The sequence below is a fragment of the Thermocrispum sp. genome, from assembly GCF_002919275.1.
Lineage (GTDB): Bacteria > Actinomycetota > Actinomycetes > Mycobacteriales > Pseudonocardiaceae > Thermocrispum > Thermocrispum agreste.
This window is the reverse complement of record NZ_PKFA01000067.1, coordinates 80581-106955: the sequence shown is the minus strand read 5'-3', so window position 1 is coordinate 106955 and position 26375 is coordinate 80581. Positions and strand designations below refer to the sequence as shown.

Annotated in this window: 20 protein-coding genes; 16 read left to right on the top strand and 4 right to left on the bottom strand. The window is 70.6% G+C overall.

What is annotated here, in order from left to right:
• The first annotated feature begins 37 nt into the window (after positions 1 to 37).
• The 4 genes from secD to CXP56_RS18105 all read left to right on the top strand — a co-directional run bounded on the left by secD (position 38) and on the right by CXP56_RS18105 (position 6904).
• Positions 38 to 1858: a protein translocase subunit SecD gene (gene secD / locus CXP56_RS18120; RefSeq protein WP_286902079.1), complete on the top strand. Its 1821-nt coding sequence runs from the start codon at positions 38 to 40 to the stop codon at positions 1856 to 1858.
• Position 1859: 1 nt separating this feature from the next.
• A complete protein-coding gene (gene secF / locus CXP56_RS18115; protein ID WP_286902076.1) occupies positions 1860 to 3134 on the top strand; it encodes a protein translocase subunit SecF in 1275 nt (424 codons plus the stop codon).
• A 62-nt stretch (positions 3135 to 3196) separates the two neighbouring features.
• Positions 3197 to 5515 carry a RelA/SpoT family protein gene (locus CXP56_RS18110; protein WP_028846201.1) on the top strand — a complete coding sequence of 773 codons (2319 nt, stop codon included), beginning with the start codon at positions 3197 to 3199 and terminating at the stop codon, positions 5513 to 5515.
• Positions 5516 to 6118: 603 nt separating this feature from the next.
• Positions 6119 to 6904 carry an enoyl-CoA hydratase-related protein gene (locus CXP56_RS18105; protein WP_286902073.1) on the top strand — a complete coding sequence of 262 codons (786 nt, stop codon included), beginning with the start codon at positions 6119 to 6121 and terminating at the stop codon, positions 6902 to 6904.
• Between the two features lie 105 nt (positions 6905 to 7009).
• Here the strand turns inward: CXP56_RS18105 and CXP56_RS18100 are convergent, their stop codons facing one another.
• A complete protein-coding gene (locus tag CXP56_RS18100) occupies positions 7010 to 7951 on the bottom strand; it encodes a peptidylprolyl isomerase (protein ID WP_028846199.1) in 942 nt (313 codons plus the stop codon).
• A 122-nt stretch (positions 7952 to 8073) separates the two neighbouring features.
• Between CXP56_RS18100 and CXP56_RS18095 the strand changes: the two genes are divergently transcribed.
• Together CXP56_RS18095 and CXP56_RS18090 are read left to right on the top strand one after the other, a co-directional pair.
• On the top strand, positions 8074 to 8730 hold the full coding sequence (locus CXP56_RS18095) for an MBL fold metallo-hydrolase (RefSeq protein ID WP_028846198.1): 657 nt from the start codon (positions 8074 to 8076) through the stop codon (positions 8728 to 8730).
• Positions 8727 to 9410, top strand: a complete 684-nt coding sequence (locus CXP56_RS18090) for a hypothetical protein (RefSeq protein ID WP_028846197.1) — start codon at positions 8727 to 8729, stop codon at positions 9408 to 9410. The genes CXP56_RS18095 and CXP56_RS18090 overlap by 4 nt, the downstream gene beginning before the upstream one ends.
• Here the strand turns inward: CXP56_RS18090 and CXP56_RS18085 are convergent.
• The gene (locus tag CXP56_RS18085) at positions 9382 to 10971 is read right to left on the bottom strand and encodes a YibE/F family protein (protein ID WP_286902070.1); all 1590 of its coding nucleotides are present in this window, start codon (positions 10969 to 10971) and stop codon (positions 9382 to 9384) included. The genes CXP56_RS18090 and CXP56_RS18085 overlap by 29 nt on opposite strands.
• 271 nt (positions 10972 to 11242) lie before the next feature.
• On the opposite strand from CXP56_RS18085, the gene aspS reads away from it, so the two are divergent.
• On the top strand, positions 11243 to 13018 hold the full coding sequence (gene aspS, locus CXP56_RS18080; protein ID WP_028846196.1) for an aspartate--tRNA ligase: 1776 nt from the start codon (positions 11243 to 11245) through the stop codon (positions 13016 to 13018).
• 9 nt (positions 13019 to 13027) lie between these two features.
• Here aspS and CXP56_RS18075 read toward each other — a convergent pair whose 3' ends face one another.
• Positions 13028 to 13558, bottom strand: coding sequence for a DUF309 domain-containing protein (locus tag CXP56_RS18075; RefSeq protein WP_051309475.1), 531 nt, complete (start codon positions 13556 to 13558; stop codon positions 13028 to 13030).
• A gap of 32 nt (positions 13559 to 13590) precedes the next feature.
• Between CXP56_RS18075 and CXP56_RS18070 the strand changes: the two genes are divergently transcribed.
• On the top strand, positions 13591 to 14763 hold the full coding sequence (locus tag CXP56_RS18070) for a phosphotransferase (RefSeq protein WP_028846194.1): 1173 nt from the start codon (positions 13591 to 13593) through the stop codon (positions 14761 to 14763).
• 49 nt (positions 14764 to 14812) lie between these two features.
• Positions 14813 to 16168, top strand: a complete 1356-nt coding sequence (locus tag CXP56_RS18065) for a replication-associated recombination protein A (RefSeq protein WP_028846193.1) — start codon at positions 14813 to 14815, stop codon at positions 16166 to 16168.
• Between the two features lie 30 nt (positions 16169 to 16198).
• On the opposite strand, the gene CXP56_RS18060 is transcribed toward CXP56_RS18065, so the two are convergent.
• Positions 16199 to 16921 (bottom strand): PE-PPE domain-containing protein, encoded by a 723-nt coding sequence (locus CXP56_RS18060; RefSeq protein WP_038044227.1) that lies wholly within the window; start codon positions 16919 to 16921, stop codon positions 16199 to 16201.
• A 206-nt stretch (positions 16922 to 17127) separates the two neighbouring features.
• Here CXP56_RS18060 and CXP56_RS18055 point away from each other — a divergent pair, with 206 nt between their 5' ends.
• The 7 genes from CXP56_RS18055 (at position 17128) to CXP56_RS18025 (ending at position 25486) form a co-directional block, all read left to right on the top strand.
• Positions 17128 to 18087, top strand: coding sequence for an LLM class F420-dependent oxidoreductase (locus tag CXP56_RS18055; RefSeq protein ID WP_028846191.1), 960 nt, complete (start codon positions 17128 to 17130; stop codon positions 18085 to 18087).
• An 81-nt stretch (positions 18088 to 18168) separates the two neighbouring features.
• Positions 18169 to 18573, top strand: a complete 405-nt coding sequence (locus tag CXP56_RS18050) for a DUF948 domain-containing protein (RefSeq protein WP_028846190.1) — start codon at positions 18169 to 18171, stop codon at positions 18571 to 18573.
• Entirely contained in the window at positions 18570 to 18902 is a 333-nt protein-coding gene (locus CXP56_RS18045) for a hypothetical protein (protein WP_028846189.1), read from the top strand. Before CXP56_RS18050 ends, CXP56_RS18045 begins: the two co-directional genes overlap by 4 nt.
• A 78-nt stretch (positions 18903 to 18980) precedes the next feature.
• Entirely contained in the window at positions 18981 to 21650 is a 2670-nt protein-coding gene (gene alaS / locus CXP56_RS18040) for an alanine--tRNA ligase (protein ID WP_028846188.1), read from the top strand.
• Positions 21647 to 22156 (top strand): Holliday junction resolvase RuvX, encoded by a 510-nt coding sequence (gene ruvX / locus CXP56_RS18035; protein ID WP_028846187.1) that lies wholly within the window; start codon positions 21647 to 21649, stop codon positions 22154 to 22156. Before alaS ends, ruvX begins: the two co-directional genes overlap by 4 nt.
• A gap of 1070 nt (positions 22157 to 23226) precedes the next feature.
• A complete protein-coding gene (gene mltG, locus CXP56_RS18030; protein WP_286902065.1) occupies positions 23227 to 24618 on the top strand; it encodes an endolytic transglycosylase MltG in 1392 nt (463 codons plus the stop codon).
• On the top strand, positions 24608 to 25486 hold the full coding sequence (locus tag CXP56_RS18025) for a shikimate dehydrogenase (RefSeq protein ID WP_051309531.1): 879 nt from the start codon (positions 24608 to 24610) through the stop codon (positions 25484 to 25486). The genes mltG and CXP56_RS18025 overlap by 11 nt, the downstream gene beginning before the upstream one ends.
• Positions 25487 to 26375: the final 889 nt, after the last annotated feature.

Below are 26375 nucleotides of genomic sequence, written 5' to 3'. Positions count from 1 at the left end.
TCGTCGTGCGGCCCTGTCGAGGAGGAGTAGCACTCCCGTGGCACCACCTGCCGGGACCATCAGACCCTGGCGCCATCTGGCGATATTCCTGCTGATCGGCATCGTCCTGTACGGCTTGGTGTTCTTCACCGGCGACGGCAAGCCGGTGCCGAAGCTGGGCATCGACCTGCAGGGTGGCACCAGCGTCGTGCTGACCGCGCGTACCCCGGACGGCTCGGACCCGTCGCGGGAGTCGCTGAACACGGCGCGAGCGATCATCAACCAGCGTGTGGACGGCCTCGGCGTCGGCGGTGCCGAGGTGGTGCTGGACGGCAACAACATCGTCATCACCGTGCCCGGATCGGGCAACGCGGAGCAGGCCAAGACGCTCAGCCAGACCGCCAAGCTGGGTTTCCGCGAGGTCATCGCGGGCCCGTTCGACCCGGCCGCGGTTGCCGCCGGTGGTGACGAGAAGAGCGAGGCGGACGACGAGAAGGCGGAAAAGGGAGACAAGTCCTCCGGCTCCTCCGGTGACAAGCCGGATTCCGGGAAGAAGTCCGGCTCCGACGCCGACAAGGGCAGCAGCTCCGGCGGCGGCAGCGCCCCGGCCGGCCAGGGCGCGCTCGCGCAGCAGCCGGACAACGACGACGACCTCGACGAGCAGACCAAGAAGGAGATCGCCGCGGCGCGCAAGGTGCGCCAGCACAAGGACCTGGCCTCGCAGGACCCGGCCAAGCAGCGCGCGGCCATCGAGCGGGCGGTCAAGGAACTGCAGGGCTGCGCCAAGAACTTCGACGACCCGCTGCGCGGCAACGACCGGCCCGACCTGCCGCTGGTCGCCTGCCAGCGGCCGAGCGACGCCGCAGGATCCAGCGAGGACGCAGCGGACGAGCCGCGCCAGGCGTACGTGCTCGGCCCGGTGGTGCTGGACGGCACCATGGTGGCCAGCTCGACGTCCAGCGTGAACCCGGACAGCGTCGGCTACCAGGTCAACATCGACTTCACCAGCGAGGGCAACGACAAGTGGTCCGAGCTGACCGCCAAGCTGGCGCAGAAGTCGCAACTGCAGGGCCTGGACAACCCGGCCCGGGTGGCGTTCGTGCTGGACACCGAGGTGGTGTCGGCGCCGTCGGTGACCCAGCAGATCAGCGGCAGCACTCGGATCACCGGTGACTTCACCGAGCAAGAAGCTCGTGAGCTCGCCGAGATCCTGAAGTACGGATCACTGCCGCTGTCGTTCGAGACGCAGGACGCCCAATCGGTGTCGCCGACGCTGGGCCTGTCGTCGCTGCGGGCCGGGCTCATCGCCGGTTTCATCGGCTTGGCGCTGGTGGCGTTGTACTGCCTGTTCTACTACCGCTTGCTCGGGGTGCTGCTGTTCGCGTCGTTGATCTTCACGGCGGCCGTGGTGTACCCGGTGATCGTCCTGCTCGGCCGGTCGGTGGGCTACACCCTGGATCTGGCGGGCGTCGCCGGTCTGATCATCTCCATCGGTGTCACCGCGGACTCGTTCATCATCTACTTCGAACGCATCAAGGACGAAATCCGCGACGGCCGGTCGGTACGGTCGGCCGTGCCGCGGGCGTGGGTGCGCGCCAGGCGCACCATCCTGTCCGCCGACGCGGTCGTGCTGATCGCCGCGGTGGTGCTCTACATCCTCGCCATCGGGCAGGTGAAGGGCTTCGCGTTCACCGTCGGCCTGTCCACCGCGCTCGACCTGACCGTGGTGTTCCTGGTGACGCACCCGCTGATGGTGCTGGCCGGCAACTGGAAGATCTTGAGCAACCGGGCGCTGTCCGGGCTCGGACTGGTGCAGGACGAGGGCAACCTTGCGGCCGCCCGGCGCAAGGCTCGTACGGCGACGGCGAAGGGGGTCTGACGTGGCGGACGAGAAGACGTACTCGCTGGCGACCCCGATCGACCAGGAGCCGAAGAAGCACAGCGTGTTCGCCCGGCTCTACATGGGCACCGGCGCGTTCAACATCGTCGGCAGGCGCAAGATCTGGTACTCGGCGACCGTGGTGCTGCTGCTGGTGTGCATCGGCAGCATGATCTTCCGCGGATTCAACCCGAGCATCGAATTCGTCGGCGGGACGAAGATCCAGCTGCCCGCGGTCTCCGCGGAGGGCAGGCTCGACGTCGACCGGGTGGAGGAGGTGTTCGCGGACACCCTCGGCAAGGACCCGGCGGCGGTGCAGGAGGTCGGCAGCGGCCCGGACGCCACGATCGACATCCGGTCCGAGACGCTGACCAACGCCGAGGTCGCCAAACTCAAGGACGCGCTGTACGAGCAGCTGCAGCCGCTCGGCACGGACGGGGAGCCGGATCGGGCGGCGATCAGCGACCGGGCGCTGAGTGGATCCTGGGGCGGCGAGATCACCGAGCAAGCGATCATCGCGCTGGTGGTGTTCCTTGCCCTGGTCGGGCTCTTCCTGGCGTTCTACTTCGAACGCTGGATGGCGGTGTCCGCGCTGCTGGCCCTCGGTTTCGACCTCACCACCACCGCGGGTGTGTACTCGCTGGTCGGTTTCGAGGTGACCCCGTCGACCGTGATCGGTCTGCTCACCATCCTGGGCTTCTCGCTGTACGACACCGTGGTGGTGTTCGACAAGATCAAGGAGAACAGCAAGAACCTGCTCGATCTGACCAGGATGACGTTCCCCGAGGCGGCGAACCTGGCGGTCAACCAGGTGCTGATGCGGTCGATCAACACGTCGTTGGTCACCCTGCTGCCGGTGCTGGCGCTGCTGGTGATCGGGGTCGGCATGCTCGGCGCGGGCACGTTGAAGGACCTGGCGCTGGTGATGTCGGTCGGCACCGTGGCCGGCACCGTGTCGTCGGTACTGCTGGCCACCCCGCTGCTGGTGGACTTCAAGATGCGCTACCCGGAGTACCGGGAGCACGAACGCCGGGTCATGGAGCGGCGGGCGCAGACCCAGCAGCGGAAGGGCCAGCTGAACGAGCAGATCTCCGTCGACGAGGAGACGCTGGAGGCCGAGATGCGCCGGGAGCGGGCGTACGCGGCGGCTTCCAGCGTGCCCGGTCGCACGCTGCGGCGGATCGACCAGCAGCGAGTGGCCGGTAAGGAGGCCAGGCGGTCCGGCCGGGGCAGCGGCCGCCCGACCGGTAAGCCAACCGGGAAGCGTCGTCGTTGAGCCGAGCGAGCTAACCTGGGTATTCATACCGACCGCGCCGGGACGACGTGAGGGAGGTGCGGGTGAGCCAGGAGCTCGACTCGACGGCGGGCGCGTCGACTGTCGCGCCCACACCAGGGTCCGGCAGGCCCGCGACTCCGTCGGCGACCAAACGGGTGCGGGCCCGGTTGGCCAGGAGAATCACCGCCCAGCGTGCCGCCTCGGTGAAGCAGGTGCTGGAACCGCTGGTGGCGGTGCACCGGGAGCTGCACCCGAACGCCGATCTCGCGCTGCTGCAGCGGGCCTACGACGTCGCCGAGGAGCTGCACCGCGGTCAGCGCCGCAAGTCCGGCGACCCGTACATCACCCATCCGCTGACCGTGGCCACCATCCTGGCGGAGCTGGGCATGGACACCACCACGCTGGTGGCGGCCCTGCTGCACGACACCGTCGAGGACACCGGGTACTCGCTGGAGCAGCTGCGCCGGGACTTCGGCGACGAGGTGGCACACCTGGTCGACGGTGTCACCAAGCTGGACAAGGTCAAGCTGGGCACGGCGGCGGAGGCGGAGACCATCCGCAAGATGGTGGTCGCCATGGCGCGCGATCCTCGCGTGCTGGTGATCAAGCTGGCCGACCGGCTGCACAACATGCGCACGATGCGCTTCCTGCCGCCGGAGAAGCAGGTGCGCAAGGCGCGGGAAACGCTCGAGGTGCTCGCGCCGTTGGCGCACCGGCTGGGCATGGCGACGGTCAAGTGGGAGCTGGAGGACCTGGCGTTCGCCATCCTGCAGCCGAAGAAGTACGACGAGATCGTCCGGCTGGTGGCCAAGCGCGCGCCCAAGCGTGACGAGTACCTGCGCCGGGTCATCGACGAGCTGAACAAGAACCTGTCCGAGGCGCGGATCGAGGCCAAGGTCGAAGGCAGGCCGAAGCACTACTACTCGATCTATCAGAAGATGATCGTCCGCGGCCGCGACCTGGACGAGATCCACGACCTGGTCGGGGTGCGGATCCTGGTCGAGGACGTGCGCGACTGCTACGCCGCCATGGGCGTGGTGCACGCGCTGTGGCAGCCGATGCCCGGCCGGTTCAAGGACTACATCGCCCAGCCGCGGTTCGGTGTCTACCAGTCGCTGCACACCACGGTGATCGGCCCGGACGGCAAGCCGCTGGAGGTGCAGATCCGCACCTACGAGATGCACCACACCGCCGAGTACGGCATCGCTGCGCACTGGCGGTACAAGGAGACAGGCGGCACGCACCGCGGCTCGGCCGACATCGACCAGATGGCGTGGATGCGGCAGCTGCTCGACTGGCAGCGGGAGGCGGCCGACCCCGGGGATTTCCTCGAGTCGCTGCGCTACGAGATGGCGACCAAGGAAATCTTCGTGTTCACCCCGAAAGGCGACGTGATCACGCTGCCCGCGGGCTCGACGCCGGTGGACTTCGCCTACGCCGTGCACACCGAGGTCGGCCACCGGTGCATCGGGGCGAGGGTCAACGGCAGGCTGGTCCCGCTGGAGCGCAAGCTGGAGAACGGCGAGGTCGTCGAGATCTTCACCTCGAAGGCGGAGAACGCGGGCCCGAGCCGGGACTGGCTGAACTTCGCCGGCTCGGCCAAGGCCAGGGCCAAGATCCGCCAGTGGTTCGCCAAGGAGCGCAGGGAAGAGGCCATCGAGGCGGGCAAGGAGGCCATCTCCAAGGAGATCCGCCGGGCGGGCCTGCCGCTGCAGCGGCTGATCTCCGCCGACGTCATGGGCGCACTGGCCACCGAGCTGCGCTACAACGACATCACCGCGCTGTATGCCGCGGTGGGCGAGGGCAACATCAGCGCCAAGCACGTCGTGCAGCGGCTGGTGGCGTTCATCGGCGGCCTGGAGGAGGCGGAGGAGGAGCTGGCCGAGCGCTCCACCCCGTCCACCATCAGCCGCCGGCGCAGCACGAACGACGTGGGCGTGATCGTCAAGGGTGCCGACGACGTCTGGGCCAAGCTGGCCCGCTGCTGCACTCCGGTGCCGGGGGACGAGATCCTCGGTTTCGTCACTCGCGGCGGCGGGGTGAGCGTGCACCGCACCGACTGCACCAACGCCGACGATCTGCGCAAGCAGCCCGAGCGGCTGGTCGAGGTGGAGTGGGCGCCGTCGGAGAACTCGGTGTTCCTGGTGGCGATCCAGGTCGAGGCGCTGGACCGGCACCGGCTGCTGTCCGACATCACCAAGATCCTGGCCGACGAGAAGGTCAACATCCTGTCGGCGTCGGTGACCACCTCGCGCGACCGGGTGGCGATCTCCCGTTTCTCGTTCGAGATGGGCGACCCGAAACACCTCGGCCACGTGCTCAACGCGGTGCGCAAGGTGGAGGGCGTCTACGACGTGTATCGCGTGACATCGGCCTCGTGACCGCGCAACCGGTTTGTGACGATTACTCTGAGTTGTCTTTGTCACGTTCGGTGAGCTGAACCCCGTCGCGTGCGGCCGACGTGTAGCGAGTGACAGCGCCGGACAGCAGTCGCGGCGGCTCCCCGCACGGCGCACAGCGTGCCGGTGCCGGGGATGTCGTCGGCTTCGGCCCACCGACGCTGTCGGGATTGACGCGAGACTGCGAACTCCGGTCGATCGCCCAGAGGTCACGAGTGGCCATCGCAGACGGGTGCCATCGGGTGAACGGGAGCGGACGGACGGCACGACGGGAATTCGCGGCTCGGTCGGGACCACTGGTGTGGTTTCTGCGCGCCACACCAGTCCTGGCGTCCGGCAAGCGAGGGGCATCGTTTCGCGCGACATGTGACGATGCAGGCAGGGACCTCGCTTGCCGGCGCCTTCGACCCCGTTTCGTGTGCGGAGGTCATCAGCACGCCGCGCAGCGCTAGTTGATCGCGTCTCGACCCGTTTCGTATGTGGAGGTCATGCTCGCTTGTGTCCGCGTGTCCGGTGCGTGGCCGGGTGCGTGAGCCTGACAACGTGTGCGGCACCGCGGGCCGCTGACGCCGTAATGTGCTGGACATGGTTGCCGGCCTCGAGTTCTCGGTCGATGCCGACTCCGGCATCGCGCGCTTGACGTTCAACCGTCCGGACAAGCACAACGCGATCACCCTCGACATGTGGCGGGCCATCCCGGAGCTGGTCGCAAAGGTGGAAGCCGACCCGACGGTCCTGGTCCTGCAGCTCACCGGCGCGGGCGGCTCGTTCTCCGCGGGCGCCGACGTCGCCGAGTTCCGCCACCTGCGGGCCGAGCCCGCCGACGCCGCCCGCTACGACGAGGCGGTGCTCGGCGCCGTCCGAGCCCTGCGCGAGATGGTGAAACCCTCGATGGCCGTCCTCCGCGGGAACTGCATCGGCGGCGGATGTCAGATCGCCGTCGCGTGCGATCTGCGGTTCGCCGCGGAGGGGGCCCGGTTCGGCATCACGCCTGCCAAGCTCGGCATCGTCTACGACTTCGAGTCGACCCGGCAGCTGGTGTCGCTGGTCGGCCCGGCGCGCGCCAGGTACCTGCTGCTGTCCGGCGAGCTGATCGACGCGGCGCGGGCCAGGGAGATCGGCCTGGTCGACGACGTGGTCCCGGCCGGCGAGCTGGAGCAGGTGGCCGACCGCTTCGCGGCCACCATCGCCAGTCGGTCGCAGGCGTCCGTGCGCGGGATGAACCGCATCATCGGCAAGATCGCGGCGGGCCAGCACGAGCCGGACGACGAGGTGCGGCACATTCGCCTGCGCGCGTTGACCGGCGAGGACTACGCCGAGGGCGTTGCCGCCTTCCTCGAGCGCAGGCCGCCGCGATTCACGTTCCGCTGACCGCCGGCGCGGCTGCGCTCGGTGCCGGTGTGCTTCGCCGCCGCGACCGGACGCAAGCTTCGAAAAGATCCGCGGGGCCGCGGCGGCGGGGCAGGCCCAGCTCGTTCAGTCGTCCTTCACCGAAACCTTGGTGAACTTCACCTCGAGTACGGGCTTGGCCGTCCCGTCGGCGTACTCGAGGTAGGACTTCGGATCGAGCCCCTTGCGGGCCACCTTCTCCAAGGTCTTCAGCCCGGTGTCGGAGATGGTGCCGAACACCGTGTACTGCCGCGGCAGCATCGAGCCGTCGGACATGGTGGCGGAGCCGTAGATCAGGAAGAACTGCCCGCCGCCGCTGTTCGGCGCCCCGGTGTTGGCCATCGCCACCAGGCCCCGGCCGTACTTCAGCTTGCTGTGGAACTCGTCCGGCACGGTGTACCCCGGCCCGCCACGGCCGGTTCCGGTCGGGTCACCGCACTGCAGCATCTGCAGCCCCTGGATGCCCAGCCGGTGGCACGACGAGCCGTCGTAGTAGCCCTGCTCGATCAGGCTGACGATGCTGTTGACGGTGCAGGGCGCCATCGACCGGTCCAGCGTCAGGCCGATCTCGCCCGCCGTGGTGTCGATGGTGACGTCCACCGTGCCGGACGCGGGCACCGTGGTCTGCTCGGGCGGATCGACGTCCTTGGCTGCTTCTTGCGCCGACTCGGGGTACTTGCACGTCGACGGGTTCGGCAGCGGCTTGGGGTGGGGGACCGGCTCGGTCCGCTTGCCCGGGATCTTCAGCTTGCGGACCATGTCGTCGATCTCGGCCTTCGCCTTGTCCAGCCGCTCCTTCTCGCTCGCCTTCTGCTCCGCGGCCGCCTTGGCCTGGCGAGCGGCTTCGGCCTCCGCTTCCTGCCTGGCCTGGTTGACGAAGATCAGCACCAGCGCGATGACGGCGACCACCGCCACCCCGGTGGCGACGGCGGCGATGATCCGGTTCCGCCGTGCCCGCGCCGCTCTGGCCTTGAGCTGGCGTTCCAACTTGCGCTTCGCGGCTTCGCGGCGCTGCTGGTTGGTCGACACAGGCCCTCCTGATCATGTTCGCCGATGGCGTGTCGGGGCGGATTCTAGGGCGAGCGGGTGTCAAGCCCTCGTGTAGGTCGCCTGCGCCTGGCCCGATGGAGCAGGACCGGTACCCTGACGGCGTGCTTGTGGTGGGGTTTCCGACCGGGGCGTTCCAGGCCAACTGCTACGTGGTGGCCGCGGACACCGGGCAGGACTGCGTGATCATCGACCCGGGGCAGGATGCCGAGCAGGGCATCGAGAAGGCGCTGCGCGAGCACCGGCTCGACCCGGTGGCGGTGCTGGCCACCCACGGGCACTTCGACCACGTGTTCGCGGCGCAGACCGTGGCGGACGCGCACACCATCCCGGTCTACATCCAGCCCGAGGATCGCGTGCTGTTGTCCGACCCGTTGCGCGGGCTCGGCCCGCAGCTGGCGGCCGTGTTCGCCGGCCAGGTCAGCATGCGCGAACCGCGTGACGTCGTGGAACTCACCGAGGGCACGCTGCGCGTCGCCGGATTCGAGTTCACCGTCGACCACGCCCCCGGCCACACTCCCGGTTCGGTCATCTACCGGGTGACCAGCGACGAGGGCGGCCAGGTGGCGTTCACCGGCGACGTGCTGTTCGCCGGCTCGATCGGCCGCACCGACCTGCCCGGCGGCGACCCGGAAGTGATGCAGCGTTCACTGAAGGAGAAGGTGTTGACGCTGTCCGACGACACGGTCGTGCTTCCCGGCCACATGGGAGCGACGACGATCGGTAAAGAACGCGCGAGCAACCCGTTCCTGCCATCATGAGCGAAACACCCGAACAGGCTTCCCGGCCCGGACCGGAGAAGGGGCCGGGCGAGCGGATCCTGTTGCACGGCTCCGATCCGCAGCAGCGCCGCAGGCGAGCCGTCGGCGCGATCGTCGTGGTGGGCGTGCTGGCCGCCGCGGTCGGCGGCATCGTCGGGTTGTTCGCCGACCGCACCGGCGGGCTCATCGCGGCCGCCGTGGTGGGGCTGCCGTTGTTGCTGCTCACCCTCTACTCGGTGCGCAGGCAGGTGTGGCTGGACGGCAACGACCTGGTGGTGCGCACGTGGGGAACGCGGCGCCTGCCGATCGCCGAGGCCACGCGGGTGGACGTGGTGATCACCCAGATGCGCGGCGCCCGCACGGTCGCCCTGCTGTTCGGCGGCAAGCGCACGTCGGTGAAGGTCGACCTGGCCGTCTACCAGGGGTCCGGCCTGGCCGCCACCGGCCGGGAGATGGGCATCGTGCCGCTGCGCAGGCTGGCGAACGCCCTGATGAACAACACCGAGGTCAACGGCATGGTGTTCGCCGAGCTGCTGGTCGCTCAGCTGCGCTCGGAGGCCAAGGGGGACGGGCTGGAGGACCGGCCGCTGTACCGGCTGGCCACCGCGGCCCCGGGGGATCGGCTGGCGCAGCGGTACAGCATGCAGGCGATCAGTCGGTTCGTCGCTTCGCTCGACTGACCTGCCCCGGCCTGCCCGCGCGCGCCTGCCGGGCCTGCCGGTCGGGGGCGGGCCGCTTGGCTCCCGGGGCGCCCGGCTCGGGCTGCGTGGCGTGGGAAGCGGTCGGTTCGGCGGGCCGAAACCGCTGGGGCCGTTCGGCCGGTGCCGGCCCGGGATGGCGGCCGGGTTGGTCGGTCCGGGCGGCGGACGACCCGGAGCGCTGCGTATGTGGCTCGGCTGCTTGCTCGTCGTCGGTCTCGGCCGAGCCGGCGAGCCGTTCGCGGTGCACCACCAGCGCGGCCAGGGCCGTCGTGACCGGGACGGCGGCGATGATGCCCAGGCTGCCCGCCAGCGTGCGCAGGATCTCCTGCGCGATGTCCTGCGAGGTCAGGATGGTGCCGAGGCCGACGCCCGAGATCGCCGTGTACAGCATCACCGGCAGCGCGGCACCGGCGTAGGCGAGCACCAGGGTGTTCACCGCCGAGGCGACGTGGTCCCGGCCGATCCGCAAGGCCGAGCGGTACAGGCGCGCCCAGCCCAGCCCGGCGTTGGCCTGCTTGAGTTCCCACACCGCGCTGGCCTGGGTGATGGTGATGTCGTCCAGCACCCCCAGCGCGCCGATCACCACCCCGGCCAGCAGCAGGCCGCGCGCGTCGATGCCGTGCCCCAGCGCGCTGATCAGCGCCGCCGTCGGCTCGTCCAGGCCGGTGAGCACGGCCAGCCAGGAGAACAGTGCGGCGAACAGGCCGATCAGCGCCAGGCTGATCAGCGTGCCGAGCACGGCGACCGTGGTGCGCGCCGAGATGCCGTGGGTCAGGTACAGCGTGGCGAACATGATCAGCCCGGCCCCGGTGATGGCCACCAGCAGTGGGTCCCGGCCGTCGAGGATCGCGGGCAGGACGAACACCGCCAGCGCACCGAAGGTGAACGACAGCCCGGCGAGCGCGCGCAGTCCTTTCCAGCGCCCCAGCGCCAGCACCGCGAGCACGAACACCGCCGCGAGCAGCAGCAACGGTGTGGCGCGCTGGAAGTCCTTGATCTGGTAGGCGTCCGGTGAGGTGGGGTCGCCGCCGGTGTAGGCGAGCACGACGTCGTCCCCTGCGGTGAACCGGGGCATTGCCGGCTGGATCGGGACGATCTTGTGCAGGGTTTCCCCCGCGGCCGGGCCGTCGGTCAGCCGGAGGGTCACCGTCAGGCACTTCTTGCCGTCGGCGCCGTCGTCCGGGCTGTCGTCGACGGTGATCTCGCCCGGCTCGGTGCACGACCCGGACGCCACGGCGGTGACCGTGGCGTCGACCGGGTCGCCGGAGTCGATGGTGCTGCTCGGCAGATCGCCCGACGGCCACAGCAGCACCAGGCCGACCAGGGTGGCCAGGATGAACGGGGCCAGCAGCGTCCCGAGCAGCGTGCGCAGCCGCGCCGAAGCCGGTGGTGGCGGTTCGTGGGAGTGTGCGTGGCCGTGCGGCGGTTCGGGGCGCTCGGCCTGCTGATCGTCTCGTGGCGGCGCCGTGCGAGTTCGGGTCGGTCGTTGCGCGGGCCGGGAAGTGCGCGCCGCACGAGTGGCGGAGCCGCGGTGCGGCATCCCTTCTCCGGGCGTCGCCGGCACGCGCGGAATCAGATGGGTGGCGTCGTTCGGTCGTCGTGGACGGCCGTGCTGCGGGGGTTCGGGTCGCGTCACCCCTCGACTCCTGTCTGTTCGGACTGCTGGTGATCCCGGCGCCGACGTCGGCCCGGCGGCAGTATGCCAGCGTCGGCCGGTGGCCGTGACCGAAACCGGTGGCAGGCCGCGCGCGGGCGTTGGTTAGCCTTGCCGTCTGGGGAGAACAACGACCAACCGAGAGGCAGCGATACTCGTGCTCCGCACCCACGAAGCCGGCACCCTGCGTGCCGAGCACGCCGGCCAGACCGTCACGTTGAGCGGTTGGGTGGCCAGGCGGCGCGACCACGGCGGCGTCATCTTCATCGACCTGCGGGACGCGTCCGGCGTGGCGCAGGTGGTGTTCCGGGAAGGCGAGATGGCCGAGCGCGCGCACGATCTGCGCTCGGAGTACTGCATCCAGGTCACCGGCGAGGTGGCCAAGCGGCCGGAAGGCAACGAGAACCCGGACATCGCCACCGGTGAGATCGAGGTGCTGGCCACCGAACTGACCGTGTTGTCGGAGTCGGCCCCGCTGCCGTTCCCGGTGGACGACCGGGTGGACGTGGGGGAGGAGACCCGGCTGCGCTACCGCTACCTGGACCTGCGCCGGTCCGGCCCGGCCCGGGCGCTGCGGCTGCGCAGCGAGGTCAACCGGGTGGCCCGCGAGGTGCTGCACAAGCGCGGCTTCGTCGAGGTGGAGACGCCGACGATGACCCGCTCCACCCCGGAAGGTGCGCGGGACTTCCTGATCCCGGCCCGGCTGCGCCCCGGCAACTGGTACGCCCTGCCGCAGTCGCCGCAGCTGTTCAAGCAGCTGCTGATGGTGGCGGGCGTCGAGCGGTACTACCAGATCGCCCGCTGCTACCGCGACGAGGACTTCCGCGCCGACCGGCAGCCGGAGTTCACCCAGCTGGACATCGAGCAGAGCTTCGTCGACCAGGACGACGTGATCGCGCTGGCGGAGGAGATCCTGGTCGCGCTGTGGCGGCTGATCGGGTACGAGATCCCCACCCCGATTCCGCGGATCAGCTACGCCGACGCAATGGCCAGGTACGGCACGGACAAGCCGGACTTGCGCTTCGGGCTGGAGATCACCGACCTCACCGAGTACTTCGCCGACACGCCGTTCCGGGTGTTCCAGGCGCCGTACGTCGGTTCCGTGGTGATGCAGGGCGGGGCGTCCCAGCCGCGGCGCACGCTGGACGCCTGGCAGGACTGGGCACGGCAGCGCGGCGCCCGTGGCCTGGCGTACGTGCTGGTGCAGGAGGACGGCACGCTGACCGGCCCGGTGGCGAAGAACCTGTCCGAGTCCGAACGGGCGGGCCTGGCCGAGGCAGCGGGCGCCAAGCCGGGCGACTGCATCTTCTTCGCCGCGGGCAAGCCGAACGAGGCGCGTGCCCTGCTGGGCGCCGCCCGGGTGGAGATCGCCAACCGGCTCGGGCTGATCGACCCGAACGCCTGGTCGTTCGTGTGGGTGGTGGACTTCCCGCTGTTCGAGTCGGCGGAGGAGGCCGAAGCAGGCGGCGAGGTGGCGGTCGGCAGCGGGAACTGGACCGCGCTGCACCACGCCTTCACCTCGCCGACCCCGGAGTGGCTGGACAAGTTCGACAGCGACCCGGCGAACGCGAAGGCCTACGCCTACGACATCGTGTGCAACGGCAACGAGATCGGCGGTGGCTCGATCCGTATCCACCAGCCGGACGTGCAGCGCCGGGTGTTCAAGGTGATGGGCCTGTCCGAGGAGGAGGCGCAGGAGAAGTTCGGCTTCCTGCTGGACGCGTTCCAGTACGGCGCGCCGCCGCACGGCGGCATCGCGTTCGGCTGGGACCGCATCTGCGCGCTGCTGACCGGCGCGGAGTCGATCCGCGAGGTGATCGCCTTCCCCAAGACCGGTGGTGGGTACGACCCGCTCACCGGGGCTCCGGCGCCGATCACCGCCCAGCAGCGCAAGGAAGCCGGGGTGGACGTCAAGCCGCAGGCGCAGAGCTGAGCCGCGGCGTCAGCACGCCCGCAGCCGGGGGCTGCAGCTGGCGACCGAGTTCGGCATCCGGCCGGCTTGCACCTGGTCCGCCAGCGCTTGCGCCCACGTGCGCAGGCCGTCGACGTCGACACCGTAAGGCCGCTGCCCGGCATACGGCTGGAGGTTGGCCGCGCCCCGGCGCAGCAGCCGGACGCTGCCTTTGGGATTGCCTCGTCCGACGTGGGTGAGCCCGACAGCCAGCTGGGCCAGCGCCTGCCACAGCGGTTCGCGGCCGCCCGGCAGCCCGTCTCCGGCCTTCCACGCGTCCTCGAACACCTCGTGGGCGTGGAACGGTTTTCCTTCGTCCAGCAGCCGCTGAGCCTCGTCGAGCGTCTCGGACGGCGTGCGTGCAACGCCCTCCGGTTGCCGCGGCACACCCGCGGCACCGTAGGGCAGCGGGCGGCCGAGGCCGTCGCGCGGCCGCCGGTTGTGCGGCCTGCCTGATTCGTCCCGGTCTCGGTCGGGGAGTTCCCCCGAACTGCCCGCCGATGCCGTCCCGATGCTGGTCATGGTGACTGCCACGCTAGTAGGGTCGGCCGTTGATGCGTGTGAACACTCCGTCAACCGGCGACGATCTGCTCGCTGACGGGCCGGAGGAGGATCAGCTGCAGGCGGCGGTCGCGGCCGCCGAATCGGTTCTCGCTGATCGGTTCGGGTCGCCCATCGCGCTGACCGAGCCGGAGACTCTGGCCGGCAGCGGCCCGGCCGTGGTGGTGCGGGTCCGGGTGGCGTCCTCGCCGTTCGCCCTGCCGAAGACGCTGGTGGTCAAGCACTATCGCCGCCCGGCCGAGTTCGCCACTGAGGCGGCGAGCTACCAGCTGTTCACCGCGCTGACCTCCGAGGAGCGAATGTGCCCCGAGCCGATCGGGCACGACAAGACGCGCGGCGTGCTGGTGCTGTCCGATCTCGGCTGGGCACCGACCCTGAAGGACAAGCTGCACCAGCGCGATGCTCGCGCGGCCGAGCGTGCGTTGTTGTCGTGGGCACGCGCACTGGGCCGGATGCACGCCACCACGGCGCGACGTGAGGCGGACTTCCTCGCCTTGTTGCGGCGGCTGGGCGGCACGCCGGCCTGCGCGGACGACGAGCAGGCGGCCGTTGCCGCGCAGTTGCCGGGTCTGCTGCAGAACGAGCTCGGTGTCCCGACGTCGGACGTCGTTCGAGAGCAGGTGTCGGCCGCGCTCGCCCGGGTCCAGGCTGCGACGTTCCGCGCCTTCTCCCCGGTGGATCTGTCCCCGGAGAACAACCTGGTCACCAGCAGCGGGGTGCGGTTTCTGGATTTCGAGCACGGCTGTGTGCGCAACGCCCTGCTGGACGTGGCGCACATGCGGGTGCCGTTCGCGTTCTGGGAAGGAGCGCTGGCACTGCCCGCGGGCATGAGCGAGGCGATGATCGCCGGATGGCGCGCGGAAGTGGTGTCGGTGTGGCCCCGGCTGGCCGACGAGTCGGTGTTCGCCGAGGCGCTGCTGGACTGCCAGTTGCTGTGCGTCTGGCAGCAGACGCATCGGGAGCTGCCGGGCCTGGCGGGCAGCGCGCCCGTGCCGGGGACGAGCAGCAGGCCCGCCGCACTGCGTTCGTGGTGGCTGGAGCTGTCCCGGCAAGCGGCCATCTTCGGGGCGGACGACCTGGCCGATCACGCCGGGGCGGTGGCGTCGGGCCTGGACGACCGGTTCGGCCCGGGGCTCGAACTCGCCCCGTATCCGGCGTTCGCGTGACGGCGGCGTGACCGCTGGAGATGTGGCAGCGGCGCGGTAGCGTCGAGGCGTGCAGGACGAACTGTTCACCGTCAATCCCGCGCTGGACGAGTCGCCGGCGGTGGCGGGGGAGCCGGGGCCGGTCGACCCGATGGACCCGCTGGCGGTCCGGATGCGGCCGCGCACGCTGGACGAGGTGGTCGGCCAGGACCATCTGCTCAAGCCGGGCGCGCCGCTGCGCCGCCTGGTGGAAGGCGCGACCCCGGCGTCGGTGGTGCTGTTCGGCCCGCCGGGCACCGGCAAGACCACGCTGGCCTCGCTGATGGCCGGGGCGACCGGCCGCCGCTTCGTGGCCCTGTCGGCGCTCAACTCGGGCGTGAAGGAGCTGCGCGCGGTGATCGCCGAGGCGCGGCGCAGGCGGTCGCACGCGGCGGAGAACACGGTGCTGTTCATCGACGAGGTGCACCGGTTCTCCAAGACGCAGCAGGACGCCCTGCTCGGCGCGGTGGAGGACCGCACGGTTCTGCTGGTGGCGGCGACCACCGAGAACCCGTCGTTCTCCGTGGTGGCGCCGTTGCTGTCGCGTTCGCTGGTGTTGCAGCTGCGTCCGCTGACCGACGACGACATCCGGCTGGTGCTGCACCGTGCGCTGACCGACGAGCGGGGGCTGGCCGGGAAGTTCGAGCTCACCGAGGAAGCCGCCGATCACCTGGTGCGGTTGTCGGGTGGAGATGCCCGGCGTGCGCTGACCGCGCTGGAAGCGGCGGCCGACGCCGCGGGGGAGGGCACCATCGACCTGGCCACGGTGGAGGCGACGGTCGACCGGGCGGCAGTCCGCTACGACCGGGACGGGGACCAGCACTACGACGTGATCAGTGCGTTCATCAAGTCCATCCGCGGCTCGGACGTCGACGCAGCGCTGCATTACCTGGCGCGGATGATCGAAGCGGGGGAGGACCCGAGGTTCATCGCGCGCAGGCTGATCGTGCACGCCAGCGAGGACATCGGCATGGCCGACCCGACGGCGCTGCAGACGGCCGTGGCGGCCGCGCACGCGGTGCAGTTCATCGGCATGCCGGAGGGCAGGCTGGCGCTGGCGCAGGCGACCATTCATCTGGCCACCGCGCCCAAGTCCAACGCGGTGATCTCGGCGATCGACGGCGCGCTGGCGGACGTCCGGGCGGGCAAGGTGGGCAGTGTGCCGCCGCATCTGCGCGACGGGCACTATGCCGGTGCCGAGCGGCTGGGCCACGCGCAGGGCTACCGCTATCCGCACAACGTGCCGGAAGGTGTGGTCGAGCAGCAGTACCCGCCGGACGGCTTGGTGGGCAGGGACTACTACCACCCCACCGAACGAGGCGCGGAGCGCCCGATCGCCGAACGGGTGCAGCGGCTACGCCGGATCGTGCGCGGCGAACGGGCGTGAGCGAAAACGGTCAGCCGCGGGCTGCGGCGCTTAGCACGGCCCGACCCGCGGCCACCAGTGGTTGCCGTGCACGACCTCGTCGGTGAGCGTGTGCGGCATGACCTTGGCCGGATAGCAAGGGTGCTGGACCAGGTAGCCGCCCGGTGCCTCGATGGTGGTGAAGTGACACACGCCGTCGGTCTCGATGCAGTACCGCTCCACCGGGATGCCGCCGAAGTCGGTCCGGCCGGGGCCCGGCGAGGTGAACCCGAACACGCCGATGCCCTTGGGCACGACGGCGCCGATGCCCGTGCCCGGATGCATCGGGTCGCCGTACAGCGAGCCGGACACCTGCGACTTCGGCACCCCGATGCGGCCGTCTGCGACGTCTTCGAGCACGAGGTTCGCCACGTGTGCACCTTGCGAGAAACCGACGATGACGAATTGGCCCGCCGGATCGTCGGCGTAGGTCTGTTCCAGCACGGCGCGCGCTGCCCGGTGACCTTCGGCCACGCTGGCGTCGTAGGAGATGCCGATCGGGCTGCAGAGCGGATTGCCTGCCGCCGGGTACTCCACCCGCAGCCGCACGCCGCCGCGCAGGTCGATGCCGTTGTAGGCGTCGGCGTGCGGATCACACGTGCCGCCGATCAGGACGAAATACCGCGCCCCGGCGGCGTTCTCGGCCTGTGCGGGTTCGGCCGCTGCCAGCCCGCCGGTCAGCGGCAACAGTGCCGTCGCGGCTGCGGCGGCCAGGCCGGCGAGGTGTCTGCGCATCACGTGTCGTGCCCTTCCGGTGGAGGATGCCCGGCAGGCACATTAGCGAACAAGATTGTTCACAAGTAATCCGGCGATCGGGTGGCGCGGTTGCCGGACGCAGGCGACGGGTCGTCGGAGCACGGGTGGGCGGATGGCGACGGGCGCCGGCGCGGCGGGTGCGTCGCTTCCTGCCGGGCAGGCGGCTTCGTGCCAGACTCGTGGCCATGAGCGTGCGCTTCGGAGTTTTCGTGCCGCAGGGCTGGCGGCTGGACCTGACCGAGATCGCCGACCCGGTCGAACAGTGGGAGGCCATGACCGCGGTGGCCAAGGCCGCCGATGCCGGCCCGTGGGACTCGATCTGGGTGTACGACCACTTCCACACCACCCCGGAGCCGACGCAGAACACCACGTTCGAGGCCTGGACCACCACCGCGGCGCTGGCCAGGGACACCCGCCGGGTCAACGTCGGGCAGATGGTGGGGTGCAACGGGTACCGCAACCCGGCGCTGTACGCCAAGATGGCCTCCACGGTGGACGTGCTCAGCCACGGCAGGCTCTACGCCGGGCTCGGCGCGGGCTGGTACGAGCACGAATGGAAGGCCTACGGCTATCCGTGGCCGTCGCTGAAGGACCGGATGGGCGCCTTCGCCGAGGCCACCGAGATCATCTACCGCATGTGGACCGAGGACGAGGTGGTCTTCTCCGGCCGCTACCACTCGGTCGACAAGCCGATCAACGAACCGAAGGGCGTGCGCAAGCCGCACCCGTCGCTGTGGCTGGGCGGCGGCGGCCCGAAGGTCACGCTGCGGCTGGTGGCCCGGTTCGCCGACGCGGCCAATTTCGGCGGCGGCGAACCGGAGCGGATCACCGAGAAGGCGGACATCCTGCGCAGGCACTGCGACGAGGTGGGCAGGGACTACGACGAGATCATCAAGTCCACCAACATCAACATCCTGCCCATCGACCGCGGCGACGACCCGGAACGGGCCATGGCCAGGGCGCACGTCGGCGACCCGGCGCGGTGGCGCTCCGGCTGGGGCCTGGTCGGCACCGAGGACGAGATCGTGGCCAAGGTGGAGTCGGTGCTCGCAGCCGGCGCGGACTATGTCAACTTCTACATTCCGGGCCTTGCCTACGACCTGGACCTGCTGGCGCGGGCGGAGGCGGTCGTCCGGCGGTTCTGACCGCTGGCCCGCTCCTGCCCGCGCGGACCGGTCGCGGTAGCCTGACCTGCATTCTCGGCAGCTGACGTCACTGGAGGAACGTTGTCCGCTGGCCACATCGCGGCGTTGATCGCCGCAGGCGCGTTCGTGCTGCTGGTCGTCCTGCTGGCGGTACCGCTGCTGAAGCTGGGCCGCGCGCTGGACGAGGCGACGATCGCGATCCGGAAAGCCCACGAGAACACCGACCCGATCCTGCACGGCGCCAACGACACGCTGACGCACGTCAACACGCAGCTGCAGCGGGTCGACGGGGTGACGGCCAATCTCCAGCAGGCCTCCAGCAACGTGTCCGCCCTGACATCGGTCTTCACCGCCACCCTGGGTGGGCCGTTGGTGAAGACCGCGGCCCTGGCCTACGGTGTGCGCAAGGCCGTCAAGGCCCGCAGGCAGGCCAAGGAGGAGCGGGCGGGCCGCCGGCCGCGCGCACGGAAGCGGGGCCGCCGATGAAGCGCACGTTCTGGTTCGGCCTCGGCGTCGCCGCGGGTGTCGCGCTGACCAGGAAGGCCGCCAAGTCGGCTCGTCAGGTCACGCCTGCCGGGTTAGCCTCGAACGTGGGCGAGGCGATTCGTGAGCTCGCCCAGGCCGTCGGTTCGTTCGGGGCGGACGTCCGAGCCGGGATGTCCGAGCGTGAGCAGGAGTTGCAGGAGCAGGTGACACGAGACACCGGGATTTCCCTCCGGCACCAGGAGGTGCGGTCGCGTGCGGGCAAGCACGCGGCGTCCGCGCGCCCGGACCAGCGGGCGGTGTCTCGCCGAGCGCCCAGGGCAGACGCCTGACGCGCCTGCGCGCGAGGCGCCTGCCGCCCCACTCGCTCACCCACAGCCGCCGCTTGATGAACCCGTAGGACTGTAGCCGTGCAGACACATGAGATCCGAGATCGCTTCCTGAAGCACTTCACCGCGCGCGGGCACACCGAGGTGCCGAGCGCGTCGCTGATCCTGGACGACCCGAACCTGTTGTTCGTCAACGCCGGGATGGTGCAGTTCAAGCCGTACTTCCTGGGCGAGGCGCCGCCACCGTACCCGCGGGCGACCAGCGTGCAGAAGTGCGTGCGCACCGCCGACATCGACGAGGTGGGCAAGACCACCCGGCACAACACGTTCTTCCAGATGGCGGGCAACTTCTCGTTCGGCGACTACTTCAAGGAAGGCGCCATCGAGCACGCCTGGGATCTGGTCACCAAGCCGCAGTCGGACGGCGGCTACGGGTTCGACGAGAGCCGGCTGTGGGTCACCGTCTACGAGCACGACGCCGAGGCGGCCGCGCTGTGGCGCAAGATCACCGGGATCCCCGAGGAGCGGATCCAGTACCGCAGCGCCAAGGACAACTACTGGGACATGGGCGTGCCCGGTCCTGGCGGCCCGTGCTCGGAGATCTACTTCGACCGGGGGCCGGAGTACGGCCGTGAGGGCGGTCCCACCGTGGACGAGGACCGCTACCTGGAGATCTGGAACCTGGTGTTCATGCAGGACCTGCGCGGCGAGGTCAGCCCGAAGGACGGCGGCCCGGTGCTGGGTCCGCTGCCGAAGAAGAACATCGACACCGGGATGGGCATCGAGCGGGTGGCCTACCTGCTGCAGGGGGTGGCCAACGTCTACGAGACCGATCTGGTCCGCCCGGTGATCACCAAGGCGGAGGAGATCTCCGGCCGTCGGTACGGTGCCAACCACGCCGACGACGTGCGGTTCCGGGTCATCGCCGACCATGCCAGGTCCGGCGTGATGCTGATCGGCGACGGCGTCACCCCCGGTAACGAAGCCCGCGGCTACGTGCTCCGGCGGCTGCTGCGGCGGATCGTGCGCTCGGTGCGGCTGCTCGGCGTGCACGAGCCGGTGCTCGGCGAGTTCGCCGCGGTGGTGCGGGACGCGATGGCCCCGTCCTACCCGGAGATCGCCCGCGACTTCGAGCGCATCAGCGAGGTCATGCGCAACGAGGAAGAGGCGTTCCTGGCCACGCTGACCAGCGGCTCGCGGATCTTCGACCTGGCCGCCGCGGAGACCAAGAAGAGCGGCAGCGGCGTGCTGAGCGGGGAGAAGGCCTTCCAGCTGCACGACACCTACGGCTTCCCGATCGACCTGACCCTGGAGATGGCCGCCGAGCAGGGGCTGCGGGTCGACGAGGAGGGCTTCCGCGCCCTGATGGAGCAGCAGCGGCAGCGCGCCAAGGCCGATGCGGCCAGGCAGAAGGTGGGCGTTGCCGACCTGTCGGAGTACCGCAAGCTGCTCGAGCAGCACGGCGAGACCCAGTTCCTCGGCTACACCGACCTGCAGGCCGAGGCCAGGGTGATCGGCCTGCTGCGGGACGGCCAGCCGGTCAGGTCGGTGCGTGCCGGGGAGCAGGCCGAGCTGGTGCTGGACCGTACCCCGTTCTACGCCGAATCGGGTGGCCAGATCGCCGACACCGGCGTGCTGGTCGGCGCGGGCGGCGAGGTCGAGGTGCTCGACGTGCAGAAGGTCGTCCCCGGCCTGTTCGTGCACAAGGTCAAGGTCACCCAGGGCGAGATCGGGCTGGACACCACGCTGACCGGCTCGGTCGACGAGGCCAGGCGCATGGCCATCCAGCGGTCCCACTCGGCCACCCACCTGGTGCACGCCGCGGTGCGCGGCGCCTACGGTCAGCGGGCGGCCCAGGCCGGTTCGCTGAACTCGCCGGGGCGCCTGCGGTTCGACTTCACCGTGCCCACGTCGGTGTCCACCGACGTGCTGACCGAGGTCGAGGAGGAGGTCAACGACTACCTGCTCTCCGACATCGAGGTGAAGGCCTACGTCACCTCGAAGGACAAGGCGCTGGAGATGGGCGCGATCGCGCTGTTCGGCGAGAAGTACGGCAGCCAGGTGCGGGTGGTCGACATGGGCGACTACTCGCGGGAGCTGTGCGGCGGGACGCACGTGGAGCGCATCGGTCAGCTCGGCCTGGTGAAGCTGGTGTCGGATGCGTCGATCGGTTCCGGGGTGCACCGGGTCGAAGCGCTGGTGGGTACCGACGCGCTGCGGTACGTGCGCAAGGAGCAGCTGCTGGTGTCCCACCTGGCCACAACGTTCAAGGTTCCGCCGGACCAGCTGCCCTCCCGGATCGAGGACGTGCTGACCAGGCTGAAGAACGCCGAGCAGGAAGTGGAGCGGCTGCGCACCGAGCAGGTGCTGTCGTCGGCGGGCAGCCTGGCCGGCCAGGCGCGCGAGGTCGGCGAGTTCACGCTGGTGGCCACTCAGGTGGCCGACGGGGTGGACGCGGGTAGCCTGCGCAAGCTCACCGCGGAAGTGCGCAACCGGCTGGGTTCCCGTCCCGGCGTGGTGGCGCTGTTCTCGGCCGCCGACGGCAAGGTCAGCTTCGCCGTGGCCACCACCGAGCAGGCCAGGGACAAGGGCCTGGCCGCGGGCAAGCTGATCGGGCACTTCGCGGGCGAGGTGTCCGGCCGCGGCGGCGGCAAGCCGGACCTGGCCCAGGGCGGTGGCAGCAATCCGGCCGGAGTGGAGCAGGCGATCGCGGCGCTCGAGCACGCCGTGCGGTCGGGAGCGGCCGGTTGACCCGGGGTCCGGACACGCCCGGCGCCGACGATCCGGGGCCGGGCAGGCGGCTCGGCGTGGACGTCGGGTCGGTGCGGGTCGGCGTCGCGTTGAGCGATCCGGCTCCGGTGCTGGCCACGCCGCTGGTTACCCTGGCTCGCGATGCCGACAACGATTCCGACCTCGCCACGCTGGCTGAGCTGGTGGCCGAACACGACGTCGTGGAAGTAGTCGTGGGCCTGCCGCGCACGCTCGCCGACCGGCACGGCGCTGCCGCCGATGCCGCGGTCGACTACGCGCAGCGGCTGGCTGAGCGCATCGGAAACGTTCCGGTGCGGCTTGCCGACGAGCGGCTGAGCACGGTCACGGCGTCACGGATCCTGTCCCAGCGCGGCGTGAAGGGGCGCAAGCAACGAGCGGTGATCGACCAGGTGGCGGCGGTGGAGATCCTGCAGGGGTGGCTCGACGCGCGCGCGTCGTACCGGGCCCGCCACGCCGGCCGAGAGCAAGGCGGGATGCCGAAGTGACTGGCAGGTACCCGGACGACGAGCAGAACGAGCGGTCACCGCGCAGGCAGCAGCCGCGCCGGATGCCGCCGCCGGGGGCTCGTCGTGCTGCTCGCGCCTCGGACGGCCCGCGGCGTGCCGAGCCGCAGCGGGTGCGCAGGGCGTTCGAAGGCGCCGACGACAGGACGTCGGCAGAGCGATCGGAAAGCGGGCAGGTGCCGAGGCAGCAGCCGAGGTCGCGGGCGCCGGTCCCCGATGATTCGCACACCCAGCCGTTGGCCAGGATCCGGCGCGGCCGGCCTCCAGCGGCCGACGACCGGGAAGCACAGCCTGCTGGTGAGGGCCCGCGTGGCCGTGAGCCCGGGCGCCGGAATGCGGGACCGCGCGCCGACAGGGCCGAGCAGCGGCGTGCCGGGAGACTGCCCCGGGCGCCGCAAGGTGATACCACGCAGCCGAACAGGGCGTCGCGGGTGCACGGGGATTCGCCGGCCCGCAGTGGACGCGCACCTGTGACAGGCCCCGAGTCTCGCCGCTCTGGTGCCGCGTGGGCAGGTGGCCCTGAACCTGCGATGCTGGGAGCACCGCGTCCGCATGGGCAGGGCTCGCCCGGCTCGGGCTCGGTCCCGGGTGGCCGGGGCCCGGACCGGCGTCCTGGTGGCCGTCGTCCGGTGGACGGTGACGCGGCACGGCCCGGTGGACGTCCGCGCGTGCCCGATGCCCCAGCCGGCGGGGGACGCGGTGAGCTACCCCCACGGCAGCGCGGTGCCCATCCGGCCTCACTGCCGGCAGGCGGCGTCCCCCCGGTCTCGTTGCCGCAAGGTGGGGTTCCTCCGGTCTCGTTGCCACCGGGCGGGGTTCCTCCGGTGCACGGGCCGCCGGGCCCGCCGGGGACGCGGCCGTCGATGCCGGCGGCACAAGCGGCGTCTGCGGGCGAGGCCGGTGGGTACCCGGGGCACCCGATGCGGCCGGGCCCACCGCCTGGGCACGGCAGATACGGAGAGCCGGATGAGCCCTCGCCCGGACCGCAGCACGGGAACGATTCCGTCGACGAAGACGTACCGTTCGATCCGGACATCGCCAGGAACCCAGCGATGCGCTACGAGGATGACGCAGGTCGCGGCGCCGGTCGGACGCCCGAACCCGGCGATCGGCAGGACGGGCTGTCATTCGGTGGCGACGAGCGGGACGAACGCTACGCAGACGACTACGAAGGCCGCGGCGAGGAGCACGACGAGGACTACGACGCGGACTACGGCGAGGACTACGACGAGGACTACGACGATCATCCGGTCGATGCCCTGCTCGCCGACGAGGAGTCCGAGGAGGCCCCGGAGCCGGGCAAGCTGCGCGGCAGGCGCCGGTCGGCCGTTCGCCGGCTGGCCGGATGGGCGGCGGCGATCGCGGTGATCGCGGCGATGGCCGGTGGCGCGTGGTTCGGTGCCAAGGAACTGCTGGGCTTCGGGTACGAGGACTACCAGGGCGCTGGGCAAGGCGACGTCGTGGTTCAGGTGGAGCAGGGTGACTCCACGGCGGCGATCGCCGCGCGGCTGGTGAAGGCCGGAGTGGTGGCCAGCAGCGAGGCCTTCCTGGAGGCGGCGGAGAACAACGAGGACATCCGGAGCATCCAACCCGGGTACTACCAGTTGAAGAAGCGCATGTCCGGCGCGGCCGCGGTCCGGGCGATCGTGGCCGACGAGGCCAGGGTCGGGCACGTGCAGATCCGCAGCGGAACTCAGCTGGACGACCTCCGGCAACCCAACGGCGAGAAGATCCCGGGGATCTACAGCCTGCTGTCGAAGGCGACGTGCGCCAAGATCGACGGCAAGAGCACCTGTGTGCCGGTCAAGGAGCTGCGCAAGGTCGCGGAGACCGCGGACCTGACCAAGCTGGGCGTGCCGCGGTGGCTGGCCAGCGGTGCCAAGAAGGCGCCGAAGGAGCGGCGGCTGGAGGGCATGGTGCTGCCCGGCGTGTACGACATCAAGCCCGGCTGGAGTGCCGAAGAGGTGCTGAAGGAAGTGCTGTCGGCGTCGGCAGCCCAGTTCGAGGCCGTCGGCCTGCCCGACACGGCCAAGGCCACCAAGCGCACGGCGTACGAGGTCGTCGTTATCGCCTCGATCGTGGAGCGGGAGGCGGTGAAGAACGACTTCGGCAAGGTGGCCAGGGTCATCTACAACCGGCTCGACGACGGCATGCGGCTGGAGATGGATTCCACGATCAACTACGTGCTGGACCGCCCGCACATTCGCACGTCGCCGAAGGACAGGGCCAGGCCGGGCCCGTACAACAGCTACCAGAACACGTCGCTGCCGCCGACGCCGATTTCGTCGCCGAGCACCGACGCGATCAACGCGGCACTGAAGCCGCCGCGGGGGTCGTGGCTGTACTTCGTCAAGTGCGAGAAGAACGGCCTGTCGTGCTTCTCCACGAGCTTCGACGAGCATCAACGGAACGTCGCTGACGCGAGGAAGCGTGGTGTCTGGTAACGGCGATCGGCGGTCACCGGGCGCGCGCCGCGCGGCGGTGCTGGGCAAGCCGGTGGCGCATTCGCTGTCCCCGGTGCTGCACCTTGCCGCCTATCGTGCGCTCGGTTTGACCGACTGGACCTACGAGCGTGTCGAGGCCGATGCCCAGCGGTTGCCGGAGTTGCTCAGTGGCTTCGGGTCCGAGTGGGTGGGCGTCTCGGTGACCATGCCGGGCAAGCACGCAGCGCTGGAATTCGCCACCGAGGCGACTCCGCGTGCCCGGGCGGTCGGTGCGGCGAACACGCTGGTGAAGCTGGGTGATGGCGGCTGGCGCGCGGATTGCACGGACGTCGACGGTGTAGCGGGAGCTGTGCTGGCCGTCTGCGGCAAGCCGCGGACGGATCGGCCCGCTGTGGTGATCGGCGGGGGTGGCACGGCGTCGGCCGCTGCGGTGGCGTGTCACCAGCTGAGGCTGTCCGAGGTGCTGTTCGTCGTACGTGAACCTGCGCGCGCCGCCGGCGCAATGGCCGCCGCCCAGCGCGCCGGCTTGTCGGCCGAGGCACGGCGCTGGGCCGACGCGGACTGGGCGGAGCTGGCGGCGACGGCGAGCGTGGTGATCAACACGGCACCGGCCGACGCGGTCCGGCCGCACGCAGCGGAGCTGGCGACTGCGGCGAGCGTGCTCGACGTGATCTATCACCCGTGGCCGACACCGTTGGCGGAGGCGGTGCTGGCGGGCGGCGGCCGGCTGGCGACCGGGCTGGACATGCTGCTGCACCAGGCGTTCGGGCAGGTGGAGCAGTTCACCGGCAAGCCGGCGCCCCGAGCGGAGATGCGGGCTGCGCTGCGGGAAGCGACCGGGGGAGTGCACGAGCTTCCGCTGGGCTGAGTACTGAGACGGCCGCACCCGGCCGTGGAAGGCGCGTCGTGCCGCTCTGCGATCCGCGTGTCACCGACGCGATTGTCGGGGGCATGGCTCCTGGTGACGCGATCTCGGCGACGCGATGCCTCGGCGACGCGGTGGAGAATGCCGCCGTATCGCTGCGGGATCGCGATCCGGGGCATGGAACCGTGGAACCGTGCCCTGGAACGGTAGAACCGTGTCATGGAACCGTAGGCGCCGCTTCCCGGCCGGGCGTCCACCCAAGCTGGCTCCAAAGCTGTCGGCATCCCTCCGGCCGCGGTGGGCGGGCGTGATCGGGGTGTTCGCGGCTGTCCGGACTTCAGCTGTGTCCGGCCAGGCGTCCGGTCACTGAGCAGGTCCGCTGGCCGCCCCCTCGGCGGGCTGGAGCGCGAGCTGCCCCGTGTCCTCCAGTGGTCTGCGGGCTCCCGAGCGTTCAGCGGGTCGCTGGCAGGTCCGTCAGCAGTGTGCCGACCCAGGCCCCATCGTCTCCGCTACACCGGGCGTTCAGCGGTTCGTCAACTCGCTCTTGTGTGGGTCGTCGACTCGAGCCTGCAGTGGGCCAGCCAGCTCCGAGCGTTCAGCCGACGCGCTGACCGATCCTCTTGGTGGGACTGCCGGCTTGGTGGGACTGTCAGTGTCTCCGGCCCCGAGCGTTCAGCTGGTCTGTTGGCGCGAGCCCTCAGTGGACCGGTCGACTCGTCTTCAGTGGGTCGTCGACTCGAGCCTGCAGTGGATCTGCTGGCTCAGTGTGTTCAGCCGACCCGCTGGCCGATCCCCTCGGGGTTGCCGAGCCCCGGCTCTGCGTCGCTTCGCCGACCCGAGCCGCTTCGCCGACCCGAGCTTGCCGCAAGTCTGTCGGCTGCGAAGCCTCCGT

What these genes read in the sequence shown, in the direction of transcription:
- CXP56_RS18070 (WP_028846194.1), top strand. Translation starts at nt 13,591, where the DNA reads ATGCGTGTGAACACTCCGTCAACCGGCGACGATCTGCTCGCTGACGGG.
- CXP56_RS18090 (WP_028846197.1), top strand. Translation starts at nt 8,727, where the DNA reads ATGAGCGAAACACCCGAACAGGCTTCCCGGCCCGGACCGGAGAAGGGG.
- CXP56_RS18075 (WP_051309475.1), bottom strand. Translation starts at nt 13,558, where the DNA reads ATGACCAGCATCGGGACGGCATCGGCGGGCAGTTCGGGGGAACTCCCC.
- mltG (WP_286902065.1), top strand. Translation starts at nt 23,227, where the DNA reads ATGCGCTACGAGGATGACGCAGGTCGCGGCGCCGGTCGGACGCCCGAA.
- CXP56_RS18105 (WP_286902073.1), top strand. Translation starts at nt 6,119, where the DNA reads ATGGTTGCCGGCCTCGAGTTCTCGGTCGATGCCGACTCCGGCATCGCG.
- CXP56_RS18045 (WP_028846189.1), top strand. Translation starts at nt 18,570, where the DNA reads ATGAAGCGCACGTTCTGGTTCGGCCTCGGCGTCGCCGCGGGTGTCGCG.
- CXP56_RS18085 (WP_286902070.1), bottom strand. Translation starts at nt 10,971, where the DNA reads ATGCCGCACCGCGGCTCCGCCACTCGTGCGGCGCGCACTTCCCGGCCC.
- CXP56_RS18055 (WP_028846191.1), top strand. Translation starts at nt 17,128, where the DNA reads ATGAGCGTGCGCTTCGGAGTTTTCGTGCCGCAGGGCTGGCGGCTGGAC.
- CXP56_RS18060 (WP_038044227.1), bottom strand. Translation starts at nt 16,921, where the DNA reads ATGCGCAGACACCTCGCCGGCCTGGCCGCCGCAGCCGCGACGGCACTG.